The organism is Tenacibaculum sp. E3R01 (assembly GCF_003318185.1).
GTDB lineage: Bacteria > Bacteroidota > Bacteroidia > Flavobacteriales > Flavobacteriaceae > Polaribacter > Polaribacter halocynthiae.
The window spans coordinates 19,431-41,241 of record NZ_QOCC01000013.1 but is presented as its reverse complement, the minus strand read 5'-3'; the positions used below and the strand labels follow the sequence as shown (position 1 = coordinate 41,241).

Annotated in this window: 18 protein-coding genes; 8 read left to right on the top strand and 10 right to left on the bottom strand. The window is 30.2% G+C overall.

All coding sequences use genetic code 11. From position 1 onward, the window contains the following. Nucleotides 1–99: 99 nt before the first annotated feature. Together DS884_RS02765 and DS884_RS02760 are read left to right on the top strand one after the other, a co-directional pair. The gene (locus tag DS884_RS02765; protein ID WP_113785701.1) at nt 100–1,275 is read left to right on the top strand and encodes an acetyl-CoA C-acyltransferase; all 1,176 of its coding nucleotides are present in this window, start codon (nt 100–102) and stop codon (nt 1,273–1,275) included. Nucleotides 1,276–1,297: 22 nt separating this feature from the next. Further along, on the top strand, nt 1,298–2,065 hold the full coding sequence (locus DS884_RS02760; RefSeq protein ID WP_113785717.1) for a C40 family peptidase: 768 nt from the start codon (nt 1,298–1,300) through the stop codon (nt 2,063–2,065). 53 nt (nt 2,066–2,118) lie between these two features. Here the strand turns inward: DS884_RS02760 and DS884_RS02755 are convergent, their stop codons facing one another. Continuing rightward, complete coding sequence (locus DS884_RS02755; protein WP_093871762.1) at nt 2,119–4,674, bottom strand: ATP-dependent Clp protease ATP-binding subunit; 2,556 nt, start codon at nt 4,672–4,674, stop codon at nt 2,119–2,121. Nucleotides 4,675–4,993: 319 nt separating this feature from the next. On the opposite strand from DS884_RS02755, the gene gyrA reads away from it, so the two are divergent. Further along, entirely contained in the window at nt 4,994–7,510 is a 2,517-nt protein-coding gene (gene gyrA, locus DS884_RS02750; RefSeq protein ID WP_113785700.1) for a DNA gyrase subunit A, read from the top strand. Between the two features lie 14 nt (nt 7,511–7,524). Then, nucleotides 7,525–8,769 (top strand): tetratricopeptide repeat protein, encoded by a 1,245-nt coding sequence (locus DS884_RS02745; RefSeq protein ID WP_113785699.1) that lies wholly within the window; start codon nt 7,525–7,527, stop codon nt 8,767–8,769. A gap of 314 nt (nt 8,770–9,083) precedes the next feature. On the opposite strand, the gene DS884_RS02740 is transcribed toward DS884_RS02745, so the two are convergent. The 8 genes from DS884_RS02740 to DS884_RS02705 form a co-directional block, all read right to left on the bottom strand. Then, a complete protein-coding gene (locus DS884_RS02740) occupies nt 9,084–9,275 on the bottom strand; it encodes a cold-shock protein (RefSeq protein WP_093871765.1) in 192 nt (63 codons plus the stop codon). A 184-nt stretch (nt 9,276–9,459) separates the two neighbouring features. Next, entirely contained in the window at nt 9,460–10,152 is a 693-nt protein-coding gene (gene folE, locus DS884_RS02735; RefSeq protein WP_093872081.1) for a GTP cyclohydrolase I FolE, read from the bottom strand. A 44-nt stretch (nt 10,153–10,196) separates the two neighbouring features. After that, nucleotides 10,197–11,561 carry a histidine--tRNA ligase gene (gene hisS / locus DS884_RS02730; protein ID WP_113785698.1) on the bottom strand — a complete coding sequence of 455 codons (1,365 nt, stop codon included), beginning with the start codon at nt 11,559–11,561 and terminating at the stop codon, nt 10,197–10,199. Nucleotides 11,562–11,644: 83 nt separating this feature from the next. Next, entirely contained in the window at nt 11,645–12,586 is a 942-nt protein-coding gene (locus tag DS884_RS02725; RefSeq protein WP_113785697.1) for a YihY/virulence factor BrkB family protein, read from the bottom strand. A 14-nt stretch (nt 12,587–12,600) separates the two neighbouring features. Beyond that, the gene (locus DS884_RS02720) at nt 12,601–13,170 is read right to left on the bottom strand and encodes a pentapeptide repeat-containing protein (RefSeq protein ID WP_093871768.1); all 570 of its coding nucleotides are present in this window, start codon (nt 13,168–13,170) and stop codon (nt 12,601–12,603) included. A gap of 20 nt (nt 13,171–13,190) precedes the next feature. Beyond that, complete coding sequence (locus DS884_RS02715) at nt 13,191–15,296, bottom strand: M3 family metallopeptidase (RefSeq protein WP_113785696.1); 2,106 nt, start codon at nt 15,294–15,296, stop codon at nt 13,191–13,193. 39 nt (nt 15,297–15,335) lie between these two features. Continuing rightward, nucleotides 15,336–16,196 carry a carboxylating nicotinate-nucleotide diphosphorylase gene (nadC, locus tag DS884_RS02710; protein WP_093871770.1) on the bottom strand — a complete coding sequence of 287 codons (861 nt, stop codon included), beginning with the start codon at nt 16,194–16,196 and terminating at the stop codon, nt 15,336–15,338. Between the two features lie 83 nt (nt 16,197–16,279). Continuing rightward, complete coding sequence (locus DS884_RS02705) at nt 16,280–17,653, bottom strand: glycoside hydrolase family 71/99-like protein (protein ID WP_113785695.1); 1,374 nt, start codon at nt 17,651–17,653, stop codon at nt 16,280–16,282. A gap of 123 nt (nt 17,654–17,776) precedes the next feature. Between DS884_RS02705 and rlmH the strand changes: the two genes are divergently transcribed. Beyond that, nucleotides 17,777–18,250 carry a 23S rRNA (pseudouridine(1915)-N(3))-methyltransferase RlmH gene (gene rlmH / locus DS884_RS02700; RefSeq protein WP_113785694.1) on the top strand — a complete coding sequence of 158 codons (474 nt, stop codon included), beginning with the start codon at nt 17,777–17,779 and terminating at the stop codon, nt 18,248–18,250. A 5-nt stretch (nt 18,251–18,255) separates the two neighbouring features. On the opposite strand, the gene DS884_RS02695 is transcribed toward rlmH, so the two are convergent. Next, nucleotides 18,256–19,116 (bottom strand): hypothetical protein, encoded by an 861-nt coding sequence (locus DS884_RS02695; RefSeq protein WP_113785693.1) that lies wholly within the window; start codon nt 19,114–19,116, stop codon nt 18,256–18,258. A 222-nt stretch (nt 19,117–19,338) separates the two neighbouring features. Between DS884_RS02695 and DS884_RS02690 the strand changes: the two genes are divergently transcribed. From DS884_RS02690 to DS884_RS02680, 3 genes are read left to right on the top strand one after another with little or no spacing between them, the layout of a single operon-like run. Then, nucleotides 19,339–19,917 (top strand): non-canonical purine NTP diphosphatase, encoded by a 579-nt coding sequence (locus DS884_RS02690; protein WP_113785692.1) that lies wholly within the window; start codon nt 19,339–19,341, stop codon nt 19,915–19,917. Continuing rightward, on the top strand, nt 19,918–20,949 hold the full coding sequence (locus DS884_RS02685; RefSeq protein ID WP_113785691.1) for a FecCD family ABC transporter permease: 1,032 nt from the start codon (nt 19,918–19,920) through the stop codon (nt 20,947–20,949). A 15-nt stretch (nt 20,950–20,964) separates the two neighbouring features. Then, a complete protein-coding gene (locus tag DS884_RS02680) occupies nt 20,965–21,765 on the top strand; it encodes an ABC transporter ATP-binding protein (RefSeq protein WP_317047319.1) in 801 nt (266 codons plus the stop codon). Nucleotides 21,766–21,811: the final 46 nt, after the last annotated feature.

The window sequence follows — 21,811 nt, the reverse complement described above, 5'->3', positions numbered from 1 at the left end:
ATTTAAAATGTAAAGATAACCTTTCTGTATTATTTGAGTACTTGCTATAAAATGGTTATTTTCGCAAGACAAAATTTAACGTAAATATACATTCAAGATATGAAAGAAGTAGTAATCGCATCTGTTGCAAGAACTCCAATAGGAAGCTTTTTAGGAACTTTATCTAAAATACCTGCCACTAAACTAGGGGCTGTAGCTATAAAAGGGGCTTTAGATAAAATTAACTTGAAACCTGAATTGGTTGAAGAGGTTTTTATGGGAAATGTGGTTTCTGCTGGATTAGGTCAAGCTCCTGCTCGTCAAGCTGCAATTTTTGCTGGAATACCTGATGCTGTACCTTGTACTACTGTAAACAAAGTATGTTCTTCTGGAATGAAATCTATTATGTTAGCTGCTCAATCAATTGCTTTAGGTGACGCTAGTATCGTTGTTGCTGGAGGAATGGAAAACATGAGTATGATACCTCACTACCAACATGCTAGAGGTGGCTCAAAATTTGGACCAATCAAGATGGAAGATGGTATGCAAAAAGATGGTTTAGTTGATGCCTATGAGCAAGTTCCTATGGGAGTATGTGCTGATGAATGTGCCACTGAATATAATTTTTCAAGAGAGGATCAAGATGCTTTTGCCATAGAGTCTTATACTAGATCTGCTAAAGCATGGAGCGAAGGAAAGTTTTCTGATGAAATTGTTCCTATTGAAGTTCCACAAAGAAGAGGTGAACCTTTAATTTTTTCTGAAGATGAAGAGTATAAAAACGTGAAAATGGAAAAAATTCCTGCATTACGTGCTGCTTTTACTAAAGAAGGAACTGTTACTGCAGCTAATGCTTCAACAATTAATGACGGTGGTGCTGCTTTGGTATTAATGTCTGCTGAAAAAGCAAAAGAATTAGGAATTACTCCTTTAGCAAAAGTAACAGGATATGCAGATGCTGCTCATGAACCTAAATGGTTTACTACTGCTCCTGCAAAAGCTTTACCAAAGGCCTTAGCAAAAGCTGGAGTTTCTATTGATGATGTAGATTATTTTGAATTAAACGAAGCTTTCTCTGTTGTTGGATTAGCAAATATGAAAATCTTAGGATTATCATCTGATAAAGTAAACGTAAATGGTGGTGCTGTTTCTTTAGGACATCCATTAGGTGTTTCTGGAGCAAGAATCATTATAGCATTAACTTCTATTTTAAAACAAAACAATGCAAAAATTGGTGCTGCTGGTATTTGTAATGGTGGTGGTGGTGCTAGTGCAATGGTTATTGAAAGAATTTAATTTTTTAAAAGCACATTTATTAATGTTTGGAATTTGTAACCTTAGTATTGTTCCTTTACGTTTAACTGCTTCTGATACTTCTGAAATGGTAAACCAAGTTTTATTTGGCGAGCATTTTACAATATTAGAAAAACATAAAAAATGGAGTAAAATAAAACTGTTTTTTGACGGTTATGAAGGCTTCATAGATAACAAACAATACAAAGAAATACCTGAAGAAAGTTATCAGTTTCTATCTGAGAGTAAACAATATTACGCTGGTGAGTTGATTGATTTTATTACAGATAATAAAAACAACTTAACAACAATACCTTTAGGTGCACATCTTCCATTATTCAAAGATAAAAAGTTACAAATAGGTGAGCGAATTTTCACTTATGAAGGCAACGTTTGTTACACAAAACTATCAAAACCTTCAATTATTGAGACTGCTTATTTATTTTTAAATACTCCTTATTTATGGGGTGGTAAATCTCCTTTTGGAATTGACTGTTCTGGTTTTACCCAAACAGTTTATAAACTTTGCGGACATCATCTTTTACGAGACGCAAGAGAACAAGCTACCCAAGGTGAAGTATTAAGTTTTATAGAAGAAAGTGAACCAGGTGATTTAGCTTTTTTTGATAATGATGAAGGCCATATTACCCATGTTGGTATTATTATGAATGATTATAATATTATTCATGCCCATGGAAAAGTTCGAATTGATAAATTAGACCATAGCGGTATTTACAATGTAGATACGCAGCAACATACTCATAAACTAAGGGTTATTAAACGATTTATATAAAACAAAAAAAAGGGTTGAAAATTTCAACCCTTTTTTTATTCACTTATTTATTTTTATTCATCGTCAAACTCAGTCCTAGTTTCCACAGACTTTTCTCCTTTTTCAATTTTAATAACAAGCTTTTTATCTTTTTCATCTAAATCCATAAAAATAGCATCTCCTTCATCTAATTTAGCACTTACTATTTCTTCAGCTAAAGCATCTTCAATATATTTTTGAATAGCTCTTTTTAATGGTCTAGCTCCATATTGCTTATCAAATCCTTTGTCAGCAATATAATCTTTCGCTTTTTCACTTAATGTTAAATGATACCCTAAATCTGAAATACGGTGTAATAACTTGTCTAACTCGATATCAATAATCTTATGAATATCTTCACGCTCTAAACTATTAAAAATTATTACATCATCAATACGGTTTAAAAACTCAGGTGCAAAAGATTTTTTCAAAGCTCCTTCAATAATACTTTTAGCATGAGCATCTTCTTGATCTTTCTTAGAAGAAGTACCAAAACCAACTCCACCACCAAAATCTTTCAACTTACGAGCTCCAATATTTGAAGTCATAATAATAATGGTATTTCTAAAATCAATTTTTCTTCCTAAACTATCAGTAATAAACCCGTCGTCTAAAATTTGAAGCATCATATTAAAAACATCAGGATGTGCTTTTTCAATTTCATCTAAAAGTACTACCGAATAAGGTTTTCTTCTAACTTTTTCAGTTAACTGACCACCTTCTTCATATCCAACATATCCTGGAGGCGCACCTATTAAACGAGATATCGCAAACTTCTCCATGTATTCACTCATATCAATTCTAATAAGAGAATCTTCTGAATCAAATAATTCTTTAGAAAGCACTTTAGCTAACTGTGTTTTACCTACACCAGTTGAACCTAAAAATATAAATGACCCAATTGGCTTGTTTGGATCTTTTAATCCAACTCTGTTACGCTGAATAGCTTTTACCACCTTGGTTACAGCCTCATCTTGACCTATTACCTTTCCTTTTATCAAGTTTGGTAATTCTGCCAATCGGCTACTTTCTGCTTCGGCTACTCTATTAACAGGGATACCAGTCATCATAGAAACCACTTCTGCAACATTATCTTCAGTTACAGTTTCACGATGTAATTTAGAGTCTTCTTCCCATTGATTTTGAGCTGAATCTAAAGCTGTTTCCATATTCTTCTCATCATCACGCAACTTAGCAGCTTCTTCATATTTCTGACCACTTACAGCTTTTGTTTTACGATCTCTAATCTCCTCTAACTTAGCTTCTAATTCTAAAATTTGTTGTGGTACTACAATATTTGTTATATGAATACGAGATCCTGCTTCATCTAATGCATCAATAGCTTTGTCTGGCAAGTATCTATCCGTCATATAACGGCTTGTTAATTTAACACAAGCCTCAATAGCTTCATCTGTAAAATTCACGTGATGATGCGCTTCATATTTACCTTTTATATTATGTAAAATTTGGATAGTCTCTTCTACAGTAGTTGGATCAACAATTACTTTTTGGAAACGACGTTCTAAAGCTCCATCTTTTTCTATATTAGTACGATATTCATCTAAAGTAGTAGCCCCAATACATTGAATTTCTCCTCTAGCTAATGCTGGCTTTAACATATTTGATGCATCTAAAGAACCCGTTGCTCCTCCTGCTCCAACAATTGTATGAATTTCGTCAATAAATAAAATGATATCATCATTTTTTTCCAACTCATTCATTAACGCTTTCATACGCTCTTCAAATTGTCCTCTGTATTTTGTACCAGCTACTAAACTTGCCAAATCAAGTGAAACAATTCGCTTATCAAATAGAATTCTAGATACTTTTCTATTAACAATTCGTAAAGCTAATCCTTCAGCAATTGCTGATTTACCTACACCTGGTTCACCAATTAGCATTGGATTGTTCTTTTTACGCCTACTTAAAATTTGTGAAACACGCTCAATTTCTTTTAATCGACCAACTACAGGATCTAACTTATCAGCTTCTGCCAAAGATGTTAAATCACGCCCAAAATTATCTAAAACTGGTGTTTTAGATTTTTTCGTCTGCTTTCCTCTAGGTGTTTGCTGCCCAAAAGGATTTGATTTCTCATCAGAAAACTCATCATCTGAAGGAGTTTCAGCTATTGGATCTGAAGAAAAATCTTCAACATGTAGCTCTTTATATAATGCTTTAGCTTGCTCGTAATCGATATCATACTTTTGCAACAACTTGGTTGTTGGATCATTTTCATTGCGTAAAATACACAACAACAAATGAGCCGTATCAATTGCATTACTTTGATATAATTTAGCTTCTAAAAATGTAGTTTTTATAGCTTTCTCTGCTTGTCTAGTAAGATGTAAGCTCTTTTTTTGATTATTTCCTATTGAAGGAGATGAGGGGTTTAGTTTTTCTAGCTTATTACGTACCAAATCTAAATCCACATCAAATGTAGTTAAGATTTCAATACCTTTACCGTCTCCTTTTCTTATTAATCCTAAAAGCAAATGTTCTGTTCCAATAAAGTCGTGCCCTAAACGTAGTGCTTCTTCTTTACTGAAAGTTATCACATCTCTAACTTGTGGTGAAAAATTATCGTCCATAAATTTAATTTGTGTCTGTGTAAAGTTAGTGAGATTTTTTTACAAAAAATTACAAAAAAGGTGCCAATAACATTTTAATGACATTCTGGCTTTACAAAAAGACGCAGATTTTAACAAAAACACATTAAATTATTGTTAAAATTGTTAATAACTATGGTTAAAACAACATTAACAAATTTTGTGTAAAACTTGGCTTTATTGTATCTTGCAATGATTTAGAAAACACATGTTTTTTATAACATGTTCCAAGTGAGTTTTATTTTATGTAAAATTCACTTTTTTATCAAATAACAAGTACTAATATTTTAAAGAAAAATATATGGCAGATGGCGAAAAGTTGATTCCTATCAACATTGAAGAACAAATGAAATCAGCATATATCGACTACTCAATGTCGGTAATTGTATCAAGAGCTTTACCTGATGTTCGAGATGGTTTAAAACCAGTTCATCGTAGAGTTTTATTTGGAATGCATGAATTAGGAATTAAAGCTACAGGAGCATATAAGAAATCAGCAAGAATTGTTGGAGAAGTATTAGGTAAGTATCACCCACATGGAGATACTTCCGTTTATGACTCTATGGTTCGTATGGCTCAAAACTGGAGTGTACGTTACATGATGGTTGATGGTCAAGGAAATTTTGGTTCTGTTGATGGTGATAGCCCAGCAGCAATGCGTTATACTGAGGTACGTATGCAAAAAATATCAGAAGATATGTTAGCTGATATTGAAAAAGATACTGTTGATCATAAATTAAATTTTGATGATACTTTAAAAGAACCTACAGTATTACCTACTCGTATACCTAACTTATTAGTAAACGGGGCTTCTGGTATTGCAGTTGGTATGGCTACAAACATGGCACCTCATAATTTAACCGAGGTTATTAATGGTACCATTGCATACATAGACAATAGAGATATTGAAATTGACGAGCTAATGCAACATGTAAAAGCTCCTGATTTTCCTACTGGTGGAATTATTTATGGATATGATGGTGTACGTGATGCTTTTCATACTGGTAGAGGTCGTATTGTTATGCGAGCTAAAGCTACTATTGAAGAAGTAAAAGGACGTGAATGTATTATTGTTACAGAAATTCCTTACCAAGTTAACAAAGCAGAAATGATTAAAAAAACTGCTGAGTTAGTAAATGATAAAAAGTTAGAAGGAATCGCTAATATTCGCGATGAATCTGATAGAAAAGGAATGCGAATCGTTTATATTTTAAAGCGTGATGCGATTCCTAATATTGTATTAAATAAGTTATACAAATACACTCAATTACAAACATCGTTTAGCGTTAATAATATCGCCTTAGTAAACGGTCGTCCTGAGCAATTAAACCTTAAACAATTAATTCATTACTTCGTAGAACATCGTCATGAAGTAATTGTTCGTAGAACAGAATTTGAGCTAAAAAAGGCAGAAGCCCGTGCTCATATTTTAGAAGGTTTAATCATTGCTTCAGATAATATTGATGAAGTTATAGCTATCATTAGAGGGTCTTCTAATGCTGATGAAGCTCGTGAAAAATTAATTGCTCGTTTTGAATTAACTGAAATTCAAGCAAAAGCAATAGTTGAAATGAGATTACGTCAGTTAACAGGACTGGAGCAAGATAAATTACGTGCTGAGTACGATGATATTATGGCTACTATTGTTGATTTAAAAGACATATTAGCAAACGAACCTAGACGTTATAGCATTATAAAAGATGAGTTAATCCATATTAGAGATAAATATGGTGATGATCGTCGTTCAATTATTGAGTATGCTGGAGGTGACATGCGTATTGAAGACATGATTCCTAACTCTAAAGTTGTTGTTACTATTTCAAACGCAGGATACTTAAAAAGGACTAATCTTGATGAATATAAAGTTCAAAATAGAGGTGGTCGTGGACAAAAAGGTGTTGCTACAAGAAATGAAGATTTCTTAGAACATTTATTCGTAGGTACCAATCATCAGTACATGATGTTCTTTACTCAAAAAGGTAAAGTTTTCTGGATGCGTGTTTACGAAATTCCTGAAGGTGGTAAAAACACCAAAGGAAGAGCTATGCAAAACCTTATAAATATTGAGCAAGATGATAAAGTAAAAGCTTTTTTAGTTACTCAAGATTTAAAAGATGAAGATTACATAAATAATCATTATGTAATTATGGCTACTAAAAAAGGACAAGTAAAAAAGACCTCTTTAGAACAATACTCAAGACCAAGAGCAAATGGTATAAACGCTATTACCATTAAGGATGGCGATGAGTTACTTGAAGCAAAATTAACTACTGGTGATAGCCAAGTAATGTTAGCTTTAAAGTCAGGTAAAACGATTCGTTTTGAAGAAGCTAAAACGAGACCTATGGGTAGAACTGCTTCTGGGGTTCGTGGTATTACTTTACAACATGAACAAGATGAAGTAATAGGAATGGTTGCTGTAAACGACATGGAAAGCAATATACTTGTTGTTTCTGAAAAAGGATATGGAAAAAGATCAAAGTTAGAGGATTACAGAATAACTAACCGCGGTGGTAAAGGTGTAAAAACTTTAAACATTTCTGAAAAAACAGGTGAATTAGTTGCTATAAAAAATGTTGATGACTCTAATGATTTAATGATTATTAATAAATCAGGACTTACTATTAGAATGGCTGTAGAAGACCTACGTGTAATGGGACGTGCAACCCAAGGTGTTCGTTTAATCAACATTAAAAATAATGACAGTATAGCAGCAGTTGCTAAAGTTATGCATGAAGAAGAAGAAATAGATGAAGATGAAAATGGCATGGAAATTGAAAATGAAAATGATAATAACGAGAATCAAGAACAACAATAAATAAGAATCTAAAAATGAAAAAACAAATTATAGCACTTTCTTTAGGATTAGTATCATTAGGTACTTTTGCTCAAAAGTCAGAACTTAAAGCTGCTGAGAAGGCCATAAAAAAACAAGAGTTTAATACCGCAATTGTATCTATTGATGCAGCTGAAAAGTTAATTGCAAACGCTGATGATAAGTATAAAGCTAAATTTTACTTTTTAAAAGGTAAAGCTTATGCTGCTAAAAAAGATTACAAAGTAGCTGCTGATGCTTTCAAAAACTTATTTGATTTTGAAAAACAAATTGGTAAAGACAGATATTCTTCTGACGCTAAACCAATGTTAGATCAATTAATTCAAGAGGTATCTAATAAAGCTGTTAACTTATATAACAACTTAAAAGATTACAAGAACGCTTCTGAGAATTTCTACCTAACATACTTATTAAGTCCTAAAGATACTTCTTTTGCATACAATGCAGCAATATCTGCTACTCAGGCAAAAGAATATGATACTGCTCTTAAATATTACAATGAGTTAAGAAGAATTGGATATACTGGTATAGAAACTAAGTTTGTTGCTACTAACAAGGAAACTGGTAAAGTGGAAGCTTTTGGTTCTAAATCTCAAAGAGACTTAATGGTAAAATCAAAGCAGTACATCAAACCAGAAAACAAGCTTTCTAAGTCTAAATCAGCTACGTTAACAAAAAACATTGCTTTAATTTTAAAAGAACAAGGTAAAACTGATGAAGCCATCGCTGCCTTATCTGAAGCTCGTAAACAAAATCCTAAAGATTTAAACTTATTACTTAATGAAGCTGATATGTATGTTCAACTTAAACAAATGGATAAATTTGGTGAGTTAATGACTGAAGCTGTAGCATTAGATCCTACAAACCCTACATTATACTACAATTTAGGTGTTGTAAACTTTAATCAAGGTAGAGCTGATGACGCAAAAAAATACTATCAAAAAGCTGTTGAGTTAAAACCAGATTATGCTGATGCGTATATGAATTTAGCAGTTGTTGTATTAGATAAAGACAAATCTATTGTTGAAGAGATGAACAAAAACTTATCTAACTTCAAAAAATATGACGAATTAGCTCTAAAACAAAAAGAAGTTTACAAAGAAGCTTTACCTTATTTAGAAAAAGCTGATAGCTTAAGCAGAAACATTGACACTATTAAAACTTTAATGAATATATATGAAGTTTTAGAAATGGAAGGAAAAGCTAAAGAATACAGAGGAATATACAAATCGATGAGATAAAAACTCTCCATCATATAAAAAAAGAGATTACCGTTTTGGTAATCTCTTTTTTTTTGTGTTTTTTAAAGTACAGAAATCGATTTATTCTAATTAAGTATTTAAACTTGCCCTAAAAGAATATTGACTTATACTTGGATGCTAATTTCCTTTTGCTTTTCTGATTACATTAAATCAGTATTAAATACCTCTCTCTATAAACTAAACTTAATTGTTTAACATTAGCTTACATAGTATTCTTAATTTTTGGATATAAAAAAACCTATCAAAAATTTGATAGGTTTTCATTAAAAAATTAACTAGTAATAAAATATATATTATAATACTCTAACGTTTACTGCGTTTAATCCTTTTTTTCCTTCTTGTAATTCGAATTCAACTTCGTCATTCTCACGAATTTCGTCGATTAATCCTGAAACATGTACAAAATGTTCTTTGTTTGATCCTTCTTCTGTGATAAATCCAAATCCTTTTGATTCGTTGAAGAATTTTACGGTACCTTTATTCATTGTAAAAAATTATATGTTGCTTGCTTTAGTGCTAACAACGTTTATTGTATTGCAAATCTAATGCCAATATTTTAAATGTTAAAAAAAAATATAAATTATTTTAAATTAAGCCGAAATTAAACATAAAAAAAAGCCGTTTAATTTACGGCTTTTTTAATTTTAAAATTTGACAACATCTCAAAAATTAGTCAAAACTTGTATCCATTTTTAAGTAATCTAAAAACTCTCTTTTAGTTTCTTTATCTTTAAACTTACCTCCAAATTCAGCAGTAACAGTACTACTTTCAATGTCTTTAATTCCTCTAGAATTAACACATAAATGCTTTGCATCTATAACACAAGCTACATCATCAGTTCCTAAGGCTTCTTGCATAGCTTGAACAACTTGCATTGTTAAACGTTCTTGTACTTGAGGTCTTTTAGAAAAATACTCAACAATTCTATTCATTTTGGATAAACCAATTACTTTTCCATCAGAAATATAAGCCACATGTGCTCTACCTATAATTGGTAATAAATGGTGTTCACAAGTAGAGTACACGATAATATTTTTTTCTACTAACATTTCACCATAATTATAATTATTGTCAAATGTAGAGGCCTTCGGTTTATTTTTTGGATTTAATCCCATGAATAATTCATTTACAAAAGCTTTTGCAACACGCTTAGGTGTACCTTGTAAACTATCATCTGTTAAATCCATTCCTAAAGTGATTAAAATATCTTTAACACTTTCTTGTATTTTTTCTATCTTTTCTTCATCAGAAATATCAAACGCATCTTTACGTATTGGCGATTCAGCCGACGTTCCTATGTGATTTTCTCCAATTTCTTCTATCCTTTCGTCATTCATTTTGTTGTTGTTCACTTCAAACATTTCTTTCATTTATTAGGGCGCAAATTTACAACTTTGTTATTAATTTACTGTACTTTAGTTATCAATTCATCTAAAGAGCAAGTAGTTTGCTCAGAATTTATCATATTTTTTAGAACAAATGTATCGTTCTCAACATCGGTTACTACAAACTGTATACCTCTGTTAGTAACATATTTCCATTGTTTTTTTTGTTGTTTGTTACTAGTTGCGGTATCAGGATATAGCTCAGATTTTATGTTGTTTTCTCTTAAAACTCTAATTGCTTTTACTTTTTCCAAGCTCTCATTCTCATTAAAATTCAAGAACAATACCTTTGGCTTAGGTAACTCAACAGTTTCAAATAAATTGAGTTCTTCCATTACTAAGTAAATCCTATCTAATCCGAAAGATATTCCAACTCCAGATACATCTTTTAAACCAAAGATACCCGTTAAATCATCATACCTTCCACCTCCACCAATAGAGCCCATTTTTACTCCTTTCGGAGCCGAAACTTCATAAATAGCACCCGTATAATAATTTAGTCCACGAGCTAAAGTAACATCTATTTCTAAACTTGCAGAAGTTAACCCTAACTCAGTTATAGAATTATTTATAAAACGTAACTCTTCTACTCCTTTTATACCTTCGTCAGAACCTTGTAACATTCCTTCTAAAGAGGCTAATTTATCAGTATTAGTACCAGAGAAATCAAATAATGGATCAACTTTTTTAATTGCTTCTTCGGTGATTCCTTTAGAAAGCATTTCTTTTACAACTCCTTCCTTCCCAATTTTATCTAATTTATCTAAAGCAACTGTAAAATCTATTAACTTATCTTTAGCTCCAATTACCTCAGCAATTCCAGATAAAATTTTACGATTATTGATTTTGATAGTCGTACCACTCAATCCTAACTTACTAAAAACAGTATCGTATAATTGTACAAACTCTACTTCTTGCCATAAAGATTTACTTCCAACAACATCAGCATCACATTGATAAAATTCACGAAAACGTCCTTTCTGTGGACGGTCTGCTCTCCAAACTGGCTGAATTTGATAACGTTTAAATGGAAAGGTAATATCATTTTGATGTTGTACTACATACCGTGCAAAAGGCACTGTTAAATCGTATCTTAATGCTTTTTCTGAAATTTTTGATATTAATTTTTGACTATTTTTTTCAGTTAATATATTATCATCAACTTTACTTAAATAATCTCCAGAATTTAAAATCTTAAAAATTAAACGATCCCCTTCTTCTCCATACTTCCCCATTAAGGTAGATGAGTTTTCAAAGCTTGGCGTTTCAATAGGTTGAAATCCAAAATTTTCAAACGAATGTTTTATAGTACTAAATATGTAATTTCTTTTTGCTACTTCGGTTGATGAAAAATCTCTTGTTCCTTTTGGAATACTTGGTTTCATATTTTTTAATTATAAATCACGTCTTTAGTTTAAAAACGTAGTAATTAATTTTTATTTAATAATTGAATAAGCAAATATCTGAATTAATCACGAAAATAAGAAGTTTTATTTTTTCGTTTTAATCGATAAATACTTGCATTTAATTCAAAGCCTAGCAATAATATAATAGCATTCAACCAAACAAACAACATTAATATAAGCAATGTTCCTATTGACCCATATAATTGATTGTATTTAGCAAATTTCACTACATAAATACCAAAAAGATAGAAAGAAAACATTGATACAACTGTTGTTAAAATCGCACCAGGTGAAAAGAAACGAGTTTCTTTCCCTTGTTTGGTTCCGTATCTGAATAACAGTGAAACGATAGTAAAAATCATTAATAAAAATAAAGAGCCTCTTCCGTAATAAAACAAGTCTAAATCACTGGTATTGAACCATCCTTTTTCATCTATTTTAGCTAAAGCAACTTGATACAGAATAACAAAAACTACTGTAATAATTAAAAATAAAGACATTAACAATGATACTGCCAATGAAATCATATATGCTCTTATTATGTTCCTATACTCTTTAACATGATAAGAATATTCAAAGCCTCCAAAAATTGCATTTACTCCGTTAGTCATTAAAAATATAGACGCTAAAAAACCAAAAGAAAGCAACCCTCCATATTGGTTATTTAAGATATCTTTTAAAACACCATCAACAGCATCAAATGTTTTTGGTGGTAACACTTCTTGAATTAATGAAAACAATCCTTCCTGAAAACCTTCAATAGGCATATACGGTATTAAGGTTAGTATAAAAAGAAGAAATGGGAAAATTGCCATAAAAAAACTAAAAGCAATTCCTCCTGCTCTAGTTGTTAATGCTCCTTTTACAATACCTAAAACATACATTTCCAAAACATCATAAAGTGACATACCTTCTAAGCCTGGAATTTTAATAGTTTTTCCAAACCGAACCAATAAATTTATAATTGGTATTTTTTCTAGTTTATTTTCAATTGGCTTAGTCATTTACTTTTTCTTTTTTACTTTATAATCACTTGATATTTTGTTAGCAATCCTATTATATTTTCTTTAGAAAAAATAGCTCCTTTTACATTATTATTCTCTACATCAATACTAAAGTTAATAGCAGTTTCAAAATTCACTTTTTCTAACTTGGTATTATCAAATATTGATTTGCTCAAATCGCTATTATCGAAATAACTATTTTGTAAATCTGCTTCCGTAAAATCAACTTCATTAATTTGACAATCTACAAATTGAAAATTTTGCATTTTTAATTGATAAAACGAAGAGAAGTTTAATTGACATTTTGAAAAATTGATTCTCAATAAAAATGGATTTAGCTCATAAAAGTCAATCCCAATTAATTTTGAATTGCTAAAATGTACTTCTTTAAAACTACTATCTTTTAGTTTTGTATTACTTAAGTTACAATCTATAAATTCACATTCTAAAAACTCAGAACCATTTATGTGTAACTCTGAAAAGTCGCAATTTTTAAACACACAAGAATCAAAGTCAGTTTTACTTAGTTGCTTACTAGTAAAACTGACTTTATTAAAAGTTTCATTGTTAAAATAATCGTTCATCAATTGAACTTTATTAATAATTATTTCAATCCTCTTGCTGTTAACATTGGTTTGGCTTGTGGGTCACGACCAGCAAATGTTTTATACATCTCAGCATAATCCATAGTATTTCCTTTTGACAAAATTTGTTCACGGAATTTTTGTCCATTTTCACGAGTTAATAAACCATTATTTTTAAACCAATCATATGCATCATGGCTTAACATTTCAGTCCATAAATATGAATAATACCCAGCGGCATAGCCTCCACTAAATATATGGGCAAAATATGTTGAACGATACCTTGGTGGTATTTCTTCTACCTTTAATTTCATTTTTTCTAATGCTGCTTCTTCAAACTTAACAACATCATCAATTTTAGTATCAGACGAAATTGTATGCCATTGCATATCTAAATTAGACGAACATAAATTTTCAATCATAGAATATCCTTGATTAAAAGTTCCTGCATTTTTAATTTTTTGCAGTAATTCAGCTGGTATTACTTCTCCTGTTTTATAGTGTAAAGCATAATTGTTTAATACATCTGGGTGCGTAGACCAATTTTCATTAAACTGTGATGGAAACTCTACGAAATCTCTAGCTACACTTGTACCTGAAATAGAAGCGTATTTTTGATTTCCAAACAACCCATGTAATGCATGTCCAAATTCATGAAACATTGTTTCAACCTCATCAAAACTAATTAATGCTGGTTCTCCATCAGCTGGTTTCTCAGAATTACACACATTATAAATTACAGGTTTTTGATTACGTAACTTAGATTGCTTTACAAATGAACTCATCCATGCTCCTCCTCTTTTACTATCTCTTGCAAAAAAATCTCCAAAATAAAGTCCTAATTTACTTCCATCTTCTTCAAAAAGCTCATAAACCACTACATCAGGATGATAGGTTGGAATATCTGTACGCTTTTTAAAAGTAATACCATACAATTTTGTAGCTGCAAAAAACACTCCTTTTTCTAAAACATTTGTTAATTCGAAATAAGGTTTCACCTCTTCTTCATTTAAATTGTATTTAGATTTACGAACTTTCTCAGCATAATAATTCCAATCATAGGGAGCTAATTTAAAACCTTCTTTACCCTTATTAATCTCAGTTTGAATTTCTTTTATTTCAGAAGATGCTTTTTCTAAAGACCCTGGAATTAATCCGTTAAACATTTCAAAAACTTTTTCTGGTTTAGATGCCATAGTGCCCTGTAAACTCCAACTTGCATAATTATCAAACCCTAAAACTTTTGCTTTTTTAGCACGTAATAACGCCATCTTTTTTACCAAATCACTAGTATCAAAATCTCCACCTTCAGCTCTTAAAATAGATTTTTTAAAAAGCTCTTCTCTTACGCCTCTATTTTCTAAAGTTTGTAACGATGGTTGTTGCGTAGTATTAATTAATTGAATTTCATATTTGCCATCTTTTTCAATAGCTTTTATTTTATCTTCTGAAAACCCTTTTAACTTCTTTTTATCGATAATTGTTACTCCTCCTTTTTTACTTGCATCTAATAGTTTTTTTCCAAAATCATTAGATAAACTAGCTAATTCAGAATTGATTTCTTTCAATTCTTTTTTCTTTTCTTCTGATAAATTAGCTCCAGATTTTACAAAGTTTTTATAATTTTCTTTTACTAAATGAATTGATTCAGCATCATCTGATTTAATAGTTTCTAGGTTATCATAAACCTTCTTTATTCTTTTAAACAACTCCGTATTTAAAAAAATATCATCTGAATGTTGTGAAAACTTTGGCGCTAATTCTTTTTGAACATCTTTAATAGTATCATTTGTATGAGCTCCTGCTAAGGCATAAAAAACTGAAGTAACCCTATCCATTACTCTATTACTTTCTTCTAAAGCAAGAATTGTATTTTCAAAAGTAGGCTCATCTTTATTAACTACAATTTTTGCTATCTCTTCATTTTGAAGTTCCATTCCTTTTAAAATGGCTGGTTTAAAATGACTATTTTTTATTTTAGTAAAATCAGGTGTCCCATATTCTAAATTACTTTTAACAAGTAAAGGATTTTCAGGTGTATCCATTTTAGTTTCTTTTTTTGCTTCTTTTGTATTACATGAAATTGTAAAAACTAAAGTTGCAACTACTATTATATATTTTTTCATTTTAGTATAAATTATAGTTGTATTAATTGGAAAGTATATTTACTCGACAGCTTTAAGGCTTAGATCCAAATTATAAACTGAATGTGTTAATGCTCCTGAGGAAATAAAATCTACACCACACTCTGCATACTCTCGTATAGTTTTTTCATTAATTCCTCCTGAAGATTCTGTTAAACATGTATCACCTATAATTTTTACAGCCTTACGTGTATCTTCATAATTAAAATTATCTATTAAAATTCTATAAACTCCCTCATTAGCTAAAATTTCCTTAATTTCATCTATACTTCTAGCTTCCACAATTATTTTAATGTCAATTTCTTTATCAGCTAAGTATTTTTTTGTTTTTGTAATTGCTTGTGTTATTCCTCCAGCAAAATCAATATGATTGTCTTTAATCATCACCATATCGTACAATGCAAATCTATGGTTTTCTCCTCCTCCAATTTTTACGGCCCATTTTTCTAATGCACGTATTCCTGGAGTTGTTTTACGAGTATCTAAAACTTTGGTTCCAGTTCCATCTAATAAATTAGCAAAAAAACGAGTTTTAGTTGCAATAGCGCTCATACGTTGCATAGCATTTAAAACTAAACGCTCCGCTTGTAAAATAGATTGAGAACGTCCTGAAACATAGAAAACAATATCTCCATATTTTACACTCTCTCCATCTTGAATTAAAGTTTCAACTTCTAAATCTTTATCTACGTATTCAAAAACTTTTTTTGCAAATTCTACTCCTGCTATGGTACCTTCGTCTTTTACTAAAAGTTTAGCTTTTCCTTGGGCTTCAGGCGGAATACAAGATAATGAAGTATGATCTCCATCTCCTATATCTTCTCTAATAGCATTCGTTATAATTAAATCTAACTCTTTATTAAATTGTTCTTTTGAAATCATTGTTCTTTTATTCTTGTTGTAAAAATAGTGTTTTCATCAAGAATTAAAGAATACTATATAAAAAGTTAGCTATGCACCTATGTTTACAGAAAATCTTCTCCGAAATAGAAAATTGTTAAACCAACCAATTGCTTTGCTTTTGAAATTCGATTATTCATTGCATAATAATGCGCCACATTCATCAAAAATTTTACTACATAGCTATTTGGATGTTCTTTTCTCAACTTATATATATAGTAAGCAACACTTAAATCTTCTTTTTTATATTTAGTACCTGTATACATCTGTAACATTTCTAAATACTCAAATCCATGTTCTCTTGTCGGTTCTATTTGAGTTCCTTCTCCAAAATCATTCCAAGTAACTACTTGAATAAAATCTGTTGGATATTTTAATGATTCATCAAACGATTCTTTAAACACTTGCATTCCTTTATCTGCTAACTCCCAATCGTTATCTGAAGGTAATTTCCAACCTCCTTCAATATAAAAATCATTAAATCTTGGATAAGCGACTCCTCCAACAATATTGGTATTAAAATCTATGTTACTTATATAGTATTGAGACAATGTTTGCAAATGATTTTTATCAACCCAAGTATATTCTCCTGAAGAATTACCATCACCTATCATTACCTTTGAGTTCCATAATGTTAATAAATTAACGTCTGTTTTTATTGAGTTTAATATAATATTCCAATCTTCGGAACTATCGATATAACTAGGTCCAAACACCATTAATAAAGGATCGTTCTTTATATGAACATAATTATTATTCTTAAAATATTTTCTTTTTATATACTTTAAATCACCTATAGCTTGATTAATTTGAACTTGACTCAAACTTCTTGCCTGTTCTTTAATTACTCGATCTTCATACATTACAGCAAATTCAAGATTTGTTTTTTCTAATTCTGAAACAAAACTTTCCATTCCTTGTTTTATAACTTCAAAATCTAAAACATCTCTTTTTCCATACCAATCAAAAATAACCCCATCAACTCCTGCCAATTTCATTAACAATAAATGATACTGCTGTAAATCTTTATCTTTTGTTGAATAAGGACCTATTAAAGGGTAATAATGAGACGCAATTTCTCTTTTTCCTTCAGAATTAATTAAATTAGGATTTTTATTAGTCATTGTCCAATGTTGCCCCCAAACTCCATCCACTTCAAGTGATTGAAACCAGGGCATGTAATGTACTAAAATTGGTCTTTTGGATTTCTTTTTTTTTCTTTGAATAGTGGTTTTACGATTTAATACATTCATCTCTTCTTCTTTGAGAATTTTGTTTAAATCATAACTTTCTGGCTCTTTTACCCACTCTTTATAATAATTTTTTATTTCCTGATTTACTACACTACTTTTTTTTTCTTCAATCAGGTTGTCATTACTACAAGCCACGACAAATAAAAACATCAAGGCTAGTAGTGTTTTTAATAAACCTACTTTCATTTTTTTCTTTAACTTTTTAATTAACAAACACTTATAGCCTTTATAAATATATTTAAAAAAGTTTTTAAAAACTATAAAAAGCTTATATTTTTTAATATACTTTTATACTTTTTTAAATTTTAGATGAAAATAAAACTACTTGCCATAGGAAAAACAGATAATAAACATCTGATTCAACTTATTGATGAATATCAAAATAGATTAAAGCATTATATTAAATTTACTTTAGAGATAATTCCTGATATAAAAAATGTAAAAAACTTAAGTGAACAACAACAAAAAGAAAAAGAAGGTGATTTAATTTTATCCAAACTTCAACCTACAGACCAACTAATTTTATTGGATGATAAGGGTAAGCATTATACTTCTATTGAGTTTTCTCAATATTTACAAAAGAAAATGAACTCTGGACTTAAACAATTAGTAATAGTTATTGGTGGGCCTTATGGATTTTCAGATACTGTGTATAAAAAAGCTAGCGGAAAAATCTCTTTATCAAAAATGACATTTTCTCATCAAATGATTCGTTTATTTATTGTTGAACAAATTTATCGTGGATTTACCATTCTTAAAAATGAACCATATCACCACGAATAAATATTTTAGTTTATAAAATCTTTCCAAGCATTCGCAAATTGAGAATCTACCAAACAGCTGGCTTTTTTCTTATCACTAGGAAAAGAAGAGTATTCAAAAAAACTATAATTTATATTATCTCCAAGAAAAGTATTTTCTTCTTTAATTTCTTGCAGCTGGTTATTCTTTAACCTTTGTTTCATTACTGATGAAAAAAACGATCTAGCTAAAACATCTGAATCTCCAACACTATGTCCTATATTGGGTTCTTCAGCAAAACAAACAACATTCTTTTTCTCTCTGTGTATTAAAAATGCTTTTTTTACTGTTTCATTTCTTTCTTTTACATCTTTCTCTCCAGTTATTAATAATCCCGGTGGTGAATTTGTACTATAATTACCAATACTTCCTTTTATATTTACATAAGCTACCGTTCTAGTACTATATATTTGAGCAAAGGTGTAACTAAATCTACCTCCATGAGAAAACCCCCTTAACAAAACTGGTAAATTACTTATATAACTTATCTTGTTTTTTATACTGATTTTATCTAATGCTTTTATCATATTAGAAGATGCTAATTCTAAATCAGACCTAACATAAACCCCTAAAAGAGCAAGCTTTTCAGCTTTCGCATACACTTGCCATTCTTTAGAATTAACTAAACCAGTTCCATTATTTCCTCCTCCTGGGGCTAGTACTAAAATTGCTTTAGGAGTAACGCCTTCAGGCACCCATAACTTAAAAGCATTCTCATCTGGTTTTCCCATAAAAAACTCATAGGTCCAATCATCAATAAATTGTCCTTGTTCATCTGACTTTGTTGGTTCATCAACAGAACTACACGATACACAAAAAATAACTATTAGCAATCCAATTCTTTTCATCTCAAATATTTATATGTCAACAATATACTACATAAATTCAAAAAAAGATGACTTACTAAAGCTTTAAGACAAAAACACATTTCATATTACTCCTTTATTCTTTAAAGTATAATTCCTTTATTTATAGCACATTCAACCACTATATACTCACATAATAAATAACAGCTTTTCCCCTTAAGATGATAAAAAATACTACATTTGTTGGCAACAAATTTGTATCAAATGAAATTAGTTTTTGCAACTCATAATTTAAATAAGTTAGCCGAAGTTCAAAAAATGTTACCAAACTCAATTGAACTTCTTTCTTTGAAAGATATAAACTGTTTTGAAGACATTGAAGAAACAGCAACTACTCTTGAAGGAAATGCTCAAATTAAAGCTAATTATATTACCGAAAAATTTGGCTATAATTGTTTTGCTGACGATACTGGACTAGAGGTTAAAACCTTAAACGGGGCTCCTGGCGTATATTCTGCAAGATATGCAGGTGAACCAAGTAACTCTGAAAATAATATGCTAAAATTACTTTCAGAATTAAATAAAAAAACTGACAGAGAAGCACAGTTTAGAACGTCTATTTGTTTAAATTTAAATGGAAAACAATTTTTATTTGATGGCATTTGTACTGGTGAAATTTTAACCATAAAACAAGGAGAAAAGGGATTTGGCTATGACCCTATCTTTCAACCAAAAGGTTATAATAATTCCTTTGCTGAAATGTCTTCAGAGGAGAAAAATAAAATCAGTCATAGAGGGTTAGCTATTCAAAAACTAATTGATTTTTTAAAACAACTAAATTAATTGAGTGCTTCTAAAACATACACACAATATTTTGTTATTTTATCAGTACTTCTGATACTTTTTCTCTTTATAAATATCAGCTTAGGATCTGTAAAAATCCCTTTATCAAATATTTTTGACATTCTAACAGGAGGAAGTACCTCTAAAGATAGTTGGCAAACAATCATTATTAATTATCGATTACCCAAAGCTATTACTGCTATTTTAGTTGGATCCGGGCTATCAATTAGTGGCTTATTAATGCAAACATTGTTCAGAAATCCATTAGCTGGACCTTTTGTTTTAGGTATTTCTTCAGGAGCAAGTTTAGGTGTAGCTTTATTTATATTAGGTTCCGGAATATTTGGGGGTATATTTTCATCATTTATTTTTTCAAATTGGTCATTAGCTTTTGCAGCTAGTTTAGGTTCTTTTTTAGTACTTTCTGCTATTATTATTGCAGCAAATAAAGTACGAAATACAATGTCTATTTTAATTATTGGTTTAATGTTTGGCTCGTTAACTTCAGCAATTATAAGTGTATTAGCTTATTTTAGTGAAGCAGAACAAATTCAGCAATATCAATTTTGGAGTTTTGGTAGTTTAGGAAATTTAACATGGAATGAAATAATCGTTTTTGCTATCATTTACTTTATAGCTTTAACAAGTACATTTACCGTAATAAAACCTTTAAATAGTTTTTTATTAGGAGAAAATTATGCAAAGAGCTTAGGTATAAACATTAAAAGAAGTAGGAATGTTATTTTATTAATAACAAGTTTACTTACTGGTGTTATTACTGCTTTTTCAGGTCCTATTGCATTCGTAGGAATAGCAGTACCTCATGTTGCTAAAATGTTATTTTCAAGCTCAAACCATAAAATATTACTACCTGCATCTGCCCTAATTGGCGCAATAATTTTACTTATTTGTGACAGTATAGCACAATTGCCTACTAGTGCTTTTATACTTCCAATTAATGCTATTACCTCTTTATTTGGAGCTCCTGTAGTTATTTGGCTATTAGTACGAAAAAAGAAAAGTTATGTTTAACATTTAAAAAGTTATATAATTACACAAATCACTAAAAATAGCGTCTTAGAAACTGAAAACCTTGCAATTGGTTATAATACCAAAAAGCAACAAAACAGCATTGCCTCGAATATTAATTTAACAATTGAAAGAGGTAAATTTGTAGCTTTATTAGGTAAAAATGGAATTGGAAAATCTACCTTACTTCGTACTTTATCTAAAGTACAAAAACCGCTTAGTGGAGTTATTAGGGTAAATAATAAAAACCTTGAAGAATATTCACATTTAGAGCTGGCTACTTCATTGAGTTTAGTATTAACAGAACGCTTACCTCTTAGTCAATTAACCGTATTTGAATTAGTTTCTTTGGGGCGTCAACCATACACAAATTGGATTGATAAACTTACTCCTAATCATTTAAAAAAAATTCTTTGGGCTATTGATGAAACAGAAATTAGTCATTTAAAAGATAAGCGTTTTCATGAATTGAGTGATGGTCAACTTCAACGTGTCCTTATTGCTCGTGCACTCGCTCAAGATACTGAAATTATTATCTTAGATGAACCTACTGCTCATTTAGATATTCATCATACTTTTAAAGTTTTTTCTCTTTTAAAAAAACTTGTAAAAAACACTCAAAAAACCATTATTATTTCAACGCATGAAGTAAACTTAGCCATTCAATTAGCAGATGAATTTATATTACTCTCTGAAGAAGAAATTTATACAGGTACCTCAAAAGAACTTATTTCTAAGAATGCTTTTGAAACACTTTTCCCTAAAGAACTTATAAGTTTTAACAAAACATTAGAACAATTCGTTATTAAGAAATCCTAAATTTGATGGTTGGTTTTATTTTAATACTTTTAGCATTCAATAAAAC